Source organism: Sorangium sp. So ce281 (assembly GCF_051527395.1).
GTDB classification, from domain to species: Bacteria; Myxococcota_A; Polyangia; order Polyangiales; family Polyangiaceae; genus Sorangium; species Sorangium cellulosum_B.
In genome coordinates this window covers 3,489,994-3,504,081 of record NZ_CP150322.1, presented here as the reverse complement: position 1 = coordinate 3,504,081, position 14,088 = coordinate 3,489,994, and the positions used below count along the sequence as shown (strand labels likewise).

General features: G+C 73.8%; 5 protein-coding genes. All 5 read left to right on the top strand.

Features of this window, described 5'->3' with window-relative positions; genetic code table 11:
- Positions 1-887: 887 nt before the first annotated feature.
- The 5 genes from WMF27_RS13350 (at position 888) to WMF27_RS13330 (ending at position 13,691) form a co-directional block, all read left to right on the top strand.
- The gene (locus WMF27_RS13350) at positions 888-1,706 is read left to right on the top strand and encodes a class I SAM-dependent methyltransferase (protein ID WP_437768492.1); all 819 of its coding nucleotides are present in this window, start codon (positions 888-890) and stop codon (positions 1,704-1,706) included.
- Positions 1,699-2,358, top strand: a complete 660-nt coding sequence (locus WMF27_RS13345) for a class I SAM-dependent methyltransferase (protein WP_437768493.1) — start codon at positions 1,699-1,701, stop codon at positions 2,356-2,358. The genes WMF27_RS13350 and WMF27_RS13345 overlap by 8 nt, the downstream gene beginning before the upstream one ends.
- 24 nt (positions 2,359-2,382) lie before the next feature.
- Positions 2,383-4,662, top strand: a complete 2,280-nt coding sequence (locus tag WMF27_RS13340) for a hypothetical protein (protein ID WP_437768494.1) — start codon at positions 2,383-2,385, stop codon at positions 4,660-4,662.
- A 177-nt stretch (positions 4,663-4,839) separates the two neighbouring features.
- Positions 4,840-11,742: an eIF2A-related protein gene (locus WMF27_RS13335; protein WP_437768495.1), complete on the top strand. Its 6,903-nt coding sequence runs from the start codon at positions 4,840-4,842 to the stop codon at positions 11,740-11,742.
- Positions 11,742-13,691: a metallophosphoesterase gene (locus WMF27_RS13330; RefSeq protein ID WP_437768496.1), complete on the top strand. Its 1,950-nt coding sequence runs from the start codon at positions 11,742-11,744 to the stop codon at positions 13,689-13,691. Before WMF27_RS13335 ends, WMF27_RS13330 begins: the two co-directional genes overlap by 1 nt.
- The last annotated feature ends 397 nt before the right edge of the window (positions 13,692-14,088 follow it).

Here is a 14,088-nt window from a genome sequence, read left to right as displayed (position 1 = left end):
TTCTTCCGGTGTCGCTGGCCCGCGCTGGGCGACCTCCGCTCGGAAGCGTAGCAGAGGACCGAGCGCGATGTCGCGCTCCGACGCGTCCTCCGGCAGCCGCCGGAAATCTTCGATCGCCTCTCGCAGCACGCGCCCTCCGCCCTGCGCGCACCTCGTCCGCGCTCGGCGTGTCGCTGTAGGCCTCGATGGTGCACGCCGTCGCTGCGAGGCGGCCGAGGAGACCGAGCCGTTCTCGCCCCGACGCGCGCGCCGGGTCGGACTCATACCATAGGTCCGCATGCTGCGCCTCTCCGGGGACCTCGGCGTCGGTCACGACCTTGCCGATCGGTGTCATCCCCTCCTGAGCGATGTCCTTCGCCAGCCGATCGAATCGGTTCCGCATGGCGGGCGCAGGCTGGCACGCCGAGTGGACGAGATGAAGAAAAGTGCAGGCTCGCCCGCACGGCGGGCATCGCAAACCGCTTACGCGCGCTCGGCACAATGCATTTCCCCTTCGACACGCCAAGTGCCACCAACAGCTGTGATCACACGGTGACCAAACATCTGGCTGCCCGTGGCCGCGTACTCGAACTCGAAGAAGATGGGCGCGTCCTCGCGCGGCAGCCCCGTACAGGCGCAGACAAGGTGCTTCACGAGCACGCGTCCGGTCGTCTCCGACCGGCCGAGCCGGAACCCGGCGTAGCGCGGCCTCGGCGTCCCCCGTGTCGGAGAAATTCGGCCGTACCCGAGGAGCGCCGCTCCGATGTTAGGATGCGGCGCATGCCCCCGCCGCACCTCGATCCCGGAGCGCTCAAAGCCATCGTCGAGTCCCCCGATGAGCCAGACCCGACCGATGCGGTCCGCGCATACCGGCGCTCCTTGCGCCTCCACGGGTGATGAGCGCCCCCATGGACCGAGAGTGGCCGCTCGACGCGGACGACTTCTCCGCCTACTACGCCTTCGCGCCGGCGGCGCTCGCCATCCGCGAGTGCGTGCGGCTGCGCGCCGTGCGCGAGCTCGACCTGCCGGAGCCGCTGCTCGACGTCGGCTGCGGCGACGGCCTGTTCGCGCGCCTCGCCTACCCGGACAAGCAGGCGTGGGGCATCGACATCAACCCGACCGAGGTGCAGCGCGCGCAGCGGACCGCGTCGTACCGCACGCTCATCTGCGGCAACATCGTCAACGTCCACCTGCCCGAGGGGTTCTTCGGCAGCGCGATCGCCAACTGCAGCCTCGAGCACGTGCCCGATCTCCACGGGGCCCTCGTGAACATCCGGCGCGCGCTCCGGCCCGGGGCGCGGTTCGTGCTCATCGTGCCCACGCCCGACTGGACGTACCAGCTCGCCCTGCCCGAGGCGCTCCGCTCCGTGGGCCTGGTCGGCCTCTCGCGGACGTACGGCGACGCGCTCGATCGGGTCTTCTCGCACGTCCACCTCTACGACGAGGCGGGCTGGCGCGATCACCTCGCGCGCGCGGGCTTCGACCTCGTGGAGACGCGCCCCATCGCGGGCCGGCCGACCTCGTGGGCGTTCGACTTCATGCTGTACCCGAGCTTGCTCGGCTACGTGATGCGCAAGCTCACCGGCCGCTGGGTCGCCATGCCAGCGCTCCGCCCGCTCACCGTCGACGTGGCGCGCGCCGTGGTCAACGCGCTCGGGCGCCTCGCCCCGGGCGGCGACGCGGCCGCCGAGTACCTGCTCGTGGCGCAGGCAGGGCCCGATGGCTGAAACGGCGGCGCCGCCCGGCGACTACTTCTCGAACCACCGCCGCCGCGAGCGGTTCCCGTGGTCGCTCTACCACGGCGCGCTCACCCGCCCCCTCGCCCGCGCCATCGCCGCGCGCGGCCCGCGCCCGCGCGTGCTCCTCGTCGGCTGCGGCCTCGAAGGGGAGATCCCCGGCGCGCCGCCCGCGACGGAGCTCTACGGCTGCGATCTCGACGCGCGCGCCATCGAGGCGTGCCGGCGCCTCTACCCGGCGCGCGCGGAGCGCTTCGCCGTCTGTCCGGGGCCGTACGAGCTCCCGTCGGGCGGCGGGTTCGACGGCCCGTTCGACGTCGTGCTCGCGAAGGAGGTCGTCGAGCACACCCTCGATCCGTCGCGCTGGGCGCGCGGGCTCTCGGCGCGCCTCGCGCCGGGCGGCGCGCTGCTGCTCACGACCCCGAACTACGGCCGGCTGTCCACGCTGCCGCTCCTCGAGGCCACGGTGCTCGAGTGGATCGCGCGCCGCGACGGCTTCTCGCGCAAGCACATCCACCCGAGCAAGTTCGACGAGCGCAGCCTCGCGGCGCTCGACGTCGGGGAGCGGATGCGGCTCGTGTCGGTGCGGCGCACGCTCACCGGCTGGTCGCTCCTCGGCACCTGGCAACGCGCCCCCGGCTGACCCGGGCGAAGGCGAGCTCCGCTGATGCTCTACCTCCTGCTCGCGCTCGGCGTCCTCGTCCTCCGGCTGGCCGAGCTCCGCGCCGGCGCGGCCGCAGGCCCCACCGCGCCCGCGCCCGCGCCGGCCGTACCCGTCGCGCCCGGGCCCGCGCCGCGCCTCGCCTGGCTCGCCGCGGCGGCGGCGGTGGTGGTGGCGCTCCTGCCCGCGCTGCGCGACGCACCCGCGCTCGCCGGGCCCGGCGCCGCGCTGTCGAAGGACACGATCTCGCACCTCGCCATCGCCTACGACATCGCGACGAGCGGCCTGCCGCACGGGTGGATCGCCACGAACAACGGCGGCTTCCCGGTCGCGCTGCACTACCCGCCGGTCGGCTGGCTGCTCGTGGCGGCGCTGATCCGCCTCGGCGTCGCGCCGGTGGTCGCGGTGAAGGGGCTCGGCTTCGCCGCCTTCATCGGGGCGCCGCTGCTCGTCGTCGCCGCGGCCCGCGCGGTCGGCGCGCGGCCCGCTTCGGCCGCCGCCGGCGCGGTGGCGCTCGCGTGGGTCGCGCCGTACGTGCAGTTCGCCGGCGGGTGGCCGTCGTTCTTCCTCCTCGGGCTGCTCTCGCAGATCCTGGTCATCCCCGTCGTCATCGCCTGGGCCGCCGCGGTGATCCGCCCCGCCCGCTTCGAGCTCGGGCCGGCGCTCGCCGCCGCCTGCGCGGCGACGCACCCGCAGGTCTTCACGGTGAGCGCCGCCGTCCTGGGCGCGGCCGCGATCGCCGTGTGGGATCGGCGGCTGTGCGCGCGCGTGCTCCGCTCGCTCGCCGGCGGCGGCCTGGTCGCGGTCGCGCTCTACGGCCCCGGCATCGCGTCGATGGCCGCGCCCTTCGGCTGGCCTGCGGGCCTCGGCTGGCGGCACATCGGCTTCGGGCCCGAGCGCGTGCTGCCGTGGATGCTCGACGGCGACCTGCTCGACTACGAGCACGCCCCGGTGATCGGCTCCGCGTGGATCGCCGCCTGCTTCCTCCATGCGACGCGCCTCCGCGCCCCGGCGTCGCGTGCCGTCCTCGCGGCGTCGGCGGTCGCGCTGCTCCTGTCGATGAGCGGCGGCTGGATCGTCGGCGCAGGCCCGCTCGGTCGCGCGCTGCTCTCGCTGTTCCAGCCGATGCGCGCCCTCGCCCTCCTGCCGCTCGTCGCGGCCGCGACCCTCCTCAGCGCGCTCGACCTCGCGGCGGCGGCGCTCGCGCGCATCGGCGCCGCGCTGGCCGCGCGGGGCGCGCGCCGCTCGCGCCCCGCGCTCGCCGGGCTCCTGCCAGCCGCGCTCGCCGGGCTCCTGCCGGCCGCGCTCGCGCTCGTCGCGGCCCTCGAGATCCCCGCCCGCGCGGCCGATCTCCACGTCATGGCAGAGAAGCAGGCCGCGCTCGTCGCGTCGCGCGGCTGCCCGCCGCCCGCCGAGGGCTTCGACCCCGATCTCATCGCCCGCTGGCTCGCCGAGGCGCCGCACGGCCGCGCGAGCTACGCCGCCGAGGACGAGTTCGCGACCTGCTCGAGGATGCACGCCGCCCATCTCCGCCGCGCGGTCCCGATGGCCGGGTCGACAGGCGCCGGCGCGCATGTGGGCGTTCACGCCGCGGCCTTCCTCGAGGTGGCGCCCGAGCGCCCCGGGAGCGCCGCGCGCGCCGAGGCGCTCGGCATCCGCACGCTCATCCACCTCGCCGCGCAGCGGCCGGGGCCGCGCGAGGCGTGGGCGCTCGTGGACAGGCGCGGCGAGGTCGAGCTGTCGCGGCGGGTGGGCGGCACGGACTACGTGGGGCTCGGGTGCGTGCGCGAGGTGTGGCGCGGCCGGGAGGCCGATCTGCTCGCGGCGCTCTTCGAGCACCTGAAGCAGCCGCGCACCGTGCTCGACACGCCCGGCGAGCTCGTGGCGCTGGAGGCGGCCCGCGGCCCGCTCGAGCGCGTGGCCGTGGCCGGCGACGGCTGCGATGCGGCCCGCGCCAGCGTGCGCGAGGCGCCGCGCGAGCCGGGCGCGTACGAGGCGATCGTCGACGCGGAGGCGCCTGTCGACGTCGTGTTCCGCGCGACGGCATTCAGCGGCTGGCGCGTGCGCGACGGCGGCGCCGAGCTGGCCACGACGCGCGTCGCCCCGGGCTTCTTCGCGGTGCGCGTCGGCCCCGGCCGGCACCACCTGGAGGCGGTGGTGGCGCTGCCGCGGTTCTACGTGCCCTTGCTCGCGCTGGCGTGCGGGGCCGCGCTCGCGCTGGGGGCGCCGCGGCTCCGGCGGGCGCTCTTCCGCCGTGGCCGGCTAGCAGTCACCGAGCGCCGGTGACTGGCACGTCGTCTGGCGTCTGGCATCTGGCATAGAGATAGCCAGACGTCTGGCCACGGCGGCCAGGCGCGCCGCTTTCGCTTCCACGCGCCGCGCTCGCGCGATAGCCTCGCCGATCGACGCGCGGACAAGGGAGCAGCGGCGAGCAAACGAATGCAGGTGGCGGCGGGGGGAGCGATGTATACGCGGGTTGCTGTCGTACAGCTCGCCTATTACCCAGCGATCATCATCGATCGACGGTCTCCGCTCGAGGATCCGCTCTTCGATCCAAGAAGAGCAGCGGACTCGCTGCTCCCGGCGCGCGCTGATGTGCCCGTCGCGATCAAACCGAAGCTCGAGGCGCTCCGGCGGCGCATCCGCGAAGCCTACGATGCGCAGCTCCTCGCGCGCATCCGCGCGGTGCTGTCGGCTTGCTCGGAGTACGGGGCGAGGATCGTGGTCTTTCCCGAGTACAGCGTCCCCTGGGAGATCCTCGGCGGCGTCGCCGACGCCGCGGGCGACATGGTGGTCGTGGCGGGGACGCACTCGGTGGACCGGGCGGCGCGCCGCTCCGGCATGTACGAGCGCCTCGGCGCCACGGGGCTCCCCGCGCTCGGACAGTCGGTCTGCCCGGTGCTGCACCAGGGTCGGCTCCTCGGCCTGCAAGCGAAGAGGACCACGGCGGCGGTGGAGCGGAGCACGATGCGCCCGGGCGAGACGTGGGCGCCTGTGGAGATGCCGGACGGGATCGCAGGCCCCATGGGCGTGCTGGCCTGTCTCGACTTCCTCCTCCGGGACAGCGCGCACGACCTGGCGCCCGTCGCGAAGCGCATCGGCGAGTGCCGCTTCCTCGCCGTGCCCAGCGCGACCCCGCACACCACGCTGCCAGAGCTCGCAAGAAAGATGTGGGAAGAGGCGCGCCGGTACGGGCGGCCCACGCTGTATTGCGATGGCGCCGAAGGTGGCGGCACCTCGATTTACGTCGACGAGGCCCAGCCCCACGACCTGCGGCGGTTCCCGGATCGGGCGGGATATCTCGAGCCAGGTGACGAAGGCGTGATCGTCGCGGACGTTGACCTCCGGTACGAGCGGACCAGCGCGTACCTCGCTCGCTCCGCGCCGCGGCCGGTCCTGCCGGTCGCCGAGGCGACACTCGTGTACCGAGGGCACCCGGCGGGAGAGGCCTATGCGCGGTGGCTCGACGGCGCCAGGGAGCTCCTGGGACGCGATGACGACGAGGCGCTCGAGGCGCTCGTTGCGCGCCTCGAGGACGCGCGCGACGTGTTGTTGAACGCGGGCGCCCTGTCCGGGGCCGCGGCGCGAGGCCGGCGGCTGCGCCGACTCTATGGCGAGCTCGACAAGCTGACCCGCGTCGAGGAAATAAGGCAGTTCACACGGGAGATCATCGTCCCCGCCGAGGTCCTGCCGCTCGAGGCCCTGCGGGCGGCGACAGCGGGTGCGGCCGCAGACGTCGTGTTCGGGTGGATGACCGAGCGGGAAGCGCGCGAGGCCGGGTTCGTGGAGGTCGAGGCGCGGCTCCGCAAGGCCGTGGACGCGAAGCGGGGCAACGGCGAGTGGACGCTCGACGGGATGGCGGCGCTCGGCGCGGTGGCGCAGGCGGTGCGCGGCGCGCCGGAGGCCAGCGACGACGATCGAGAGAGCTCCCTGCCGCCCGATCTGCTGGTCGAGCTGCCGCGAAGGCTCGACCCGATGGCGCTGGGAACGCAGCAGCACCGGGGCTGGGCGCTCTCCTTCCAGCGACATCCATCCGACTTCCGCGCCCCGATGGACGACGCCGCGCCGCGCGCCTACGGCGATGCCTGCGCGGCGCCGGGCCCCATCGCTGAGCCGAGCAAGGGCGCGCACGCCCCGCGGTTCTCCGAGCACCAGATCCTCTCGGCGGAGACCGTCTTTCTGCTCGCCCTCGCCGAGGGGCGGGAGCACGTGGCGGCGGTCGGCGTCTGGCCTGAAGGCCGGCCGGCCTGGTGCACGCTCATGGTCGCGGCCCTCCGGGACGAGGGGTGGGCCCTGCTGTGGATCGAGGGCCTCGAGCGGTGGAGAGGGCCCCGGCGAGCGTGGGAGAAGCTCCGCTCGGCCGCCGTCCGGTCAGGGCTGGCGAACGCAACGCTCGAGGCGATCCCTCAGGACGCCCTCGCGCAGCGGATCGCGCGCCTGTCACCGCGCTTCGACGGCGCGCGCGGCGTCGTCGCGGCGCTCCGCGAGCAGCGGCTGCGCGAGGTCGGGGGGCGGTTCGTGGAGCCCGACGCCTGCGTCGACGGGCACGACGAGCCGGCACCCCTGCTCGGCGCCCTCGACGCGTGGCTCTCGTCGAGCGAGAAGATCGCGCTGGTGCTCGGCGAGTTCGGCCTGGGGAAGTCCACTGCGCTCGCCGCGTGGGCCGAGCGGCGATGGGCGTCAGCCGAAGGGCCGAGACCCCTGCTCGTCAACCTCGCTGGCGCCTCGCCCCACGCGAGCCCGGAGCAGCTCCTGCTCCAGGCGGCCGGCGCCCCGGACCTCCCCGCGAACCGAGCTGCCCTGCGCCTGCTCATCCGCCACCGGCTCGTCGTCCCCTGCTTCGACGGCTTCGACGAGATGGCGACACGACTGGAGGCCTCCGAGCTCGCAGGGCGGCGCGCCAGCCTGCTGGAGATCGCCGCCGGCGGCGGCAAGATGGTCGTCTCCTCGCGGGATGACCACTTCCCCGCCGAGGCGCACCTCCAGACCACCGCCGAGAGCGGGCCCTCCCAGGCGCCTGGCACGTCCGTCGGGATACGGCGCTTCACCATCCAGCCGTTCACCGAGGCGCAAGTGCGCGAGCTCGTGCGGCAGATCCGCGGCGAGGACGGCGCCGCGGCGCTCTCCCGCATCGCCGCGATCTACGACCTCAAGGACCTCGTGCACCGGCCGCTGCTGCTCGGGATGGTGCTGGCCACGCTGGACGAGTTCGCCTCCGGGGCGAAGGTGGGACGCGCCGACCTGTACGAGGCGTACCTGAAGCGGTGGCTCGACAACACGCGGAAGGACGCCCCCGAGAGCTTCACCGACGAGCAGAAGAAGGAGCTCGCCGAGGCGCTCGCCGAGCAGCTGTGGCGGTCCGGCCAGCCGGCATGCACCTGGCAGGAGCTCAAGCAGTCGGTCCGCGCTCGGCTCTTTCGCTTTCTGCCCGAAGGCATGCCGACCGACGCCGCCTTCCTGGAGATCCAGGGCGGGACATTCCTTGTGCAGGAGGGCAGCGACGGCTACCGCTTCGCGCACAAGGCGTTCCTCGAATACTTCCTGGCGCGCGCCCTGGTGGCGACGCTGGCCGAGCGGCCGATCGAGGCGCTCCGGACCAAACCGATCACGCGGGAGGTCGCGGCGTTCGTCGGCGAGATCCTGAGGACGTTCGGCGAGCCGAGGCGCGCGGGGGCGGTGCGCGCGGTCCAGTCGTTCCTGAAGATGGACCGTCAACTGACGCCTTCGACGAGGGAACCGGCCGAGAACGCGCTCCGGTTGCTGCTCGGCCTCGCGCGATGGGCCGAGGAGACCGCCGGGTGGATCCCGGAGGGGGCGGATCTCCACGGCGTGCAGCTCGCCGGCGAGGACCTGCGCGGCGCGCCCCTCGCGGGCGCGAACCTGCGGGACGCGAACCTCTCCGGCGCCGATCTGTCCGGCGCCGACCTGACGGAAGCCGCGCTGAGCGGGGCCATGCTGTCCGGCGCGAAGCTCGACGGGACGATCCTCCGGCGCGCGATCGCGCACCGGGCGGACTTCTCGCAGGCCGAGGCGAAGGCGGCCGTCGTCGAGCTGGCCAAGCTGAGCGGCGCCGTCCTGCGGCAATCGACCTGGACCGGATGCCGCTGGAACGGCGTGCAGGCCGAAGGGGCCGACCTGAGCGCTTGCTTGATCGCGGGCAGGGGCGCTCACCCGGAGCGCGCGCGCAGGCTCGCCGCGACGCCGCCGCTGGCGCACGTTGACCTGGTGTCCGGACACACCGGCACGATCAACGCGCTCGCATGGTCGCCGAACGGCCAGCGCCTCGCGACCGCGGGATACGACCATACGGTGCGCCTCTGGCACGCGGACACCGGCGCGGAGCTCGCCCGGCTCGAGGGACATTCCGATTGGGTTCTGGTCGTGGCGTGGCGCCCGGACGGCCAACGCCTGGCGAGCGCGGGATACGACCTCACAGTGCGGATCTGGCACGCCGGCACGGGCAAGGAGCGCGCCCGGCTCGAGGGCCATGCCGACTGGGTCAGGGCCGTCGCGTGGCACCCGGACGGCGAGCTCCTGGCCAGCGGGAGCGACGACCGGACCGTGCGCATCTGGGACGCGAGCACGGGCAGGGAGCTCGCTCAGATCGAGGGCCATGCGCGCGGGGTCAGGGCCGTGGCGTGGCACCCGGACGGCAGGCGCCTGGCCACCGCGGGCGACGGGAACACCGTGCGCATCTGGGACGCGAGCATGGGCAAGGAGATCGCGCGGCTCGAGAGCCACGTGCGCGGGGTCTCGGCCGTGGCGTGGCACCCGGACGGCAGGCGCCTGGCCACCGCGGGCGACGGGAACACCGTGCGCATCTGGGACATCGGCACCGGCGGCGAGATCGCCCGGCTCGAGCGCCGATCGAGCGGGGTCAGGGTCGTGGCCTGGCGCCCGGATGGCAGGCGCCTGGCCACCGCGGGCGACGGGAACACGGTGCGCATCTGGGATGCGAGCACCGGCAGCGAGCTCCCGCGGCTCGAGGGCCATACCAACTGGGTCAGGGCCATGGCGTGGCACCCGGACAACAGGCGCCTGGCCACCGCGGGCGACGGGAACACGGTGCGCATCTGGGACACCGGCACCGGCAAGGAGCTGACACGGCTCGAGGGCCACTCCAACTGGGTGCTGGCCCTCGCCTGGCACCCGCACGGCAACCGCCTGGCCAGCGCGGGGAACGACTCGATGGTGCGGGTCTGGGACACCGGCACCGGCAAGGAGCTGACACGGATCGAGGGCCACTCCAACTGGGTGCTGGCCCTCGCCTGGCACCCAGACGGCAACCACCTGGCCAGCGCGGGCGACGACCAGACGGTGCGGATCTGGGACGCGAGCCAGGGCGAGGAGCTCGCGCGGCTCGTGGGCCACTTGAACGGTGTCCTGGCCCTTGCCTTTCACCCTCTCGGCCATCGCCTGGCCAGCGCCGGGAACGACGGCACCGTGCGCATCTGGGAGACGACTACGGGTCAGGAGCTCGCTCGGTTCGAGGATCATTCCGACTGGATCCTCGCGCTGGCCTGGCATCCGGACGGCGGCCGTCTGGCGAGCGCAGGACACGATACGATGGTGCGGATCTGGGATCCGGACACCGGCAAACAGCTCGCGCGGCTTCAGGGCCACACGCGCGACGTGAAGGCCCTGGCGTGGCGCCAGGACGGCGAGCGCCTGGCCAGCGCGGGCGACGACACGACGGTGCGCATCTGGGACGTGGGCACCGGCGAGGAGGTCGCCCGGCTCGAGGGCCATGCGCACGGGATCACGGCGGTCGCCTGGGCGCCGCACGGCGACCGCCTGGCGAGCGCGGGGCACGACGGCACCGTGCGGATCTGGGACGCGCGCACAGGCGAGGAGATCGCCCGGCTCGAGGGCCACACGCGGCGGGTCATGGCCATGGCCTGGCAGCCGCACGGCGACCGCCTGGCGAGCGCGGGGCACGATGGCACCGTGCGGATCTGGAGCGCGGATCAGGGCAGGCTCCTCGCCTGCTTCGCCTCCGCCGGCATGACCGCGCTCGCGCGCACGCCGGGGGGCTTCTGCTTGCTCGACGGCGCGGAGCCGGAGCGCGCGCGCCTCACCCTCCGCCGCCCCGACTCGAGGACGACGCTGTACCTGCCCCTGGCCGGCTTCCGTGACATCTTGCAACGTCCAGACAAAGTGAGCGCCGCGCTCGCTGGCGATCTCACCGGCGATAACGTCGCAGAGGAGCTCGCGCGGCACGGCTATGCAGGCGGGGTCCCCTGGGATGGCGAGGAGCTCTTCCTCTCGGGTGCTCCAGGAGCGCCTGCGCCGCGGACCGTCAGCTCCGTGCCGCCGCGCGCAGCCACGGACGGCCCCCCTGCGCCCGACGCTCCGCTGTCGAGCGCCCTCGCGAACCCCTTCCGTCCCGGCCCCGCCCTCATCGACGCCCCCTCGCTCCCGGGCCGCGCCCCGGTGCTGGCGGAGCTCTTTGCCCTGATCGAGAGCCGCAGCCCCGCGATCCTCCGCGGGCCGCGCCGCTCGGGCAAGACGTCCATCCTTCACCACCTTGCCGCGCGCCTCTCCGCGAGCCACGCGGTTCACCACAAGACCCTCGAGGGCCGGGCCCAGCCCATCTGCACCGCCGACGATCTCGCCCTCTTCCTCGATCCCTCTCTCCAGTCCGACGCCACCCCCGCGTTCACCCTCCGCGACCGCCTCTCCGGCGCCGGCAACGCTGTCCTGCTCCTCGACGAGGTCGCCAATCTCCACCAGGCAGACGCCACCGTCTTCGCCTGGCTCCGCGCCGTTGGCCAGGAGAGGACCAGCGTGGTCCTCGTCGGCTCGCACTGGGACTGGGTCACCATCGTCGAGCACGCCTTCGCCGCCGCCCCGGGCTCCTCGTTCGGCAACGATGTCACCCCGATCAACCTCGGTCCGCTCCCCGAGGCCGACGCCATCCGCTTCCTCGTCGACACCGCGCCTCCCGACGTCCCGATGGAGGCGGAGCGCACCGCCCGCTGGATCGTCGAGCTCTGCGGCCCATGGCCCTTCTATCTCCAGGTGATGGGCTATGCCCTCGTCCAGGCCGTCCGCGCAGGCCAGCGCCGCGCCCTGGTCGAGCGCGCCGGCGTGCGGGAGCTCTACGAGCAGCGCCTCCTCCTAGACCGCGACGCGGCCTTCTTCCGCCCCCGCTGGGCCGAGCTGCCCGCGCGCGCGCGCGCCGTCCTCGGCGCCCTCCGCGGCGCCCCCGACGCGGCGCTGCCCGAGGTGCGCAGGCTACCTTCCGAGGACGTCGCCGTCCTCTGCGACGCGGGCCTCTGCGATGCGTTCGGCGCATGGCTCGCGGATCCGCCGTTCTTCGACTGGATTCGACGGGTGGCCAGGGAACCACGGAGGGAGCCTTGATGCGCGCGTTCGACGTGAGGAGACCCTACTCGCCGGAGCGCGACGTCCGCGATCACGGCCACCTCCTCGATCTCTTGCTGTCCCTGCCCGCGAACGGCGTTCTCTGGCCGCTCGTCGGCGCGCGCAGGGCCGGAAAGAGCTGGATGCTCAAGGCGATCCAGCACCACCTCGGCCTCGCCCAGGGAACGATCGTGCGCTACATCGACCTGCGCAATGTCGGCCCAGCGCTCCCGAGCGTGCCGCCGGGGACAACGCTCCTCCTGGACGAGCCGCAGCTCGCCGGCAAAGCCGGCAGCCGGCGCGACGCGAGCGCCTTCCTGCGCTGGTGCGCCGATCTCTACAGCACCAACACGAAGATCCTGCTGGCGATGAGCCCCGCCGAGTGGATAGCGCTCGAGCGGGCGGCCGCCGGCGACGCCGCGTTCCTCTCCTCGCGGGACATGCGCTTCCTCGATCCCCTCACGCCCTCCGAGGCGCTCAAGCTCGCCCGCACCGAGGCGTCGAGGGCGCTCCTCCCCGAGCTGCCCGAGACCTGGCGCCGGAATCCCTTCCTGCTCGAGTTCGTCTTCGAGCTCGCCGAGAAATTTCCCGATCTGGCGAAGGCCCCATGGACGCTCCTGCGAACGGCGCGCGTGCAGAGCGAGCTCCGGGAGTTCACCTATCACCGCACCGTGTTCGACGAGGGGCTGACCGACGCGCAGCGGGGTGTGCTCCGCGAGATCGCGCGCGGCGCGTCGCCCCGTGGCGGGAACGTCGATCTGCTCGAGCGCTGCGGCCTCGTGGAGCAGCGCAGCGGGCGCGCCATGATCGCCGATCCGATCCTCGAAGCGAACCTGTGTCCGCTGCGGATCCACCATGTCTCCGACATCCACTTCGGCAAAAAATCCGCCGAGCGCATCGACGTGAAGGAGAAGGGCGAGCACGGCAACACCATCGCTGGCGGGCTGGGGCCCCCGCGCGTCTGCGATCACTACGTCGAGCACGTCGCCGAGCTCGCCGCGGCCGGCCGTGCGCCGCACCTCCTCGTCGTGTCCGGCGACGTCGCCGAGCAGGCCAACGACGACGAGTACGCCGACGCCCGTATCTGGCTCGAGCAGCTCTCCAGGCACCTCGCGGATCACCCTCGCCTGCCGCCCGACGAGCCCCACGTGCTGCTCGTGGGCGGCAATCACGACGTCGACTGGCGTCAGGCGACGGCCTCCGGGCAGGCCGGGACGCAGGCGCGCCACGTGCCTTTCGCGAGGGCGTTCGCCGCTCACCCGCGCTGCGCGCGGCCGCCGCTCGAGGAGCCGCCGGCGACGCGGGCGCTCGCGGTGGCGCGGTATGCGGATCTCGGGGTGGAGTTCGCGCTGCTCGGCTCGGCGGAGTTCGGCGGCCAGGAGGAGAAGGATCCGGTCCGGGACGAGCTCCTCTCGCTCATCGGCCGCCTGCGGCAAGGCGCCATGGAGGAGCCGGACGCCAAGCGCGCCGCGGCGCTGCGCGACCAGGTGTCGCGCATCGATCCCGGTCTGGTCCACGACGCGGATCTCCAGCGCCTGCGCAGGGCGCAGTGGCACGCGCCGATCCGGATCGCGGTCCTGCATCACCCGGTGTCCCCGCTGCCGTCCACCGAGCTCGCCCGCTTCGGCGGCCTGATCAACGCCGGTGAGGTGAAGGACGCGCTGGCCCACAAGGAGTTCTGCCTGGTGCTCCACGGCCACAGCCACACAGGCTGGTTCGGCAAGGAGCAATGGCCGGAGCGGCACGAGGACCGGACCATCCGTATCGTCGCGGCGCCGTCGCTCTCCAGCCGGGAGGTGCAGGAGCACAACGGCTACAACGAGATCGAGATAGCGCGCGACGGCGTGGGCGACAAGGTCAGCTATCAGATCCACGTGAGGCGCATGGTGCGAGAGGGCGCGACCTGGACGCGGCGGGCGTCGATGGGGCCATTCGCGCCGGGGAAGTAGCGCCGCGGCCGGGGGGGCTCCCGGTCGTTCAGCCTCGGCGCTCTTCCTGCGCGGTTCCAGCCCCCTCCTGCGCGGTCCCCGCGGTCCTGCTGCGCGGCCTCGGCGCTCTTCCTGCGCGGCTCCGGCAGCCCCCGGCGCGGTTCCAGCCCCCTCCTGCGCGGTCCCGGCGGTCCTGCTGCGCGGCCTCCGCGCTCTTCCTGCGCAGCCCTGGCAGCCTCCGGCGCGGTTCCAGCCCCCTCCTGCGCGGTCCCGGCGGTCCTGCTGCGCGGCCTCCGCGCTCTTCCTGCGCAGCCCTGGCAGCCTCCGGCGCACCCATTTTTGTGGCCTGCCGTACGATCGAATGGCTCCTGCGCGGTCCCGGCCCCCCTCCTGCGTCCCCCACCTGGTGCCCTATCAC

Coding starts and splice junctions, on each gene's coding strand:
- WMF27_RS13350 (WP_437768492.1), top strand. CDS start 888: ATGGACCGAGAGTGGCCGCTCGACGCGGACGACTTCTCCGCCTACTAC.
- WMF27_RS13345 (WP_437768493.1), top strand. CDS start 1,699: ATGGCTGAAACGGCGGCGCCGCCCGGCGACTACTTCTCGAACCACCGC.
- WMF27_RS13340 (WP_437768494.1), top strand. CDS start 2,383: ATGCTCTACCTCCTGCTCGCGCTCGGCGTCCTCGTCCTCCGGCTGGCC.
- WMF27_RS13335 (WP_437768495.1), top strand. CDS start 4,840: ATGTATACGCGGGTTGCTGTCGTACAGCTCGCCTATTACCCAGCGATC.
- WMF27_RS13330 (WP_437768496.1), top strand. CDS start 11,742: ATGCGCGCGTTCGACGTGAGGAGACCCTACTCGCCGGAGCGCGACGTC.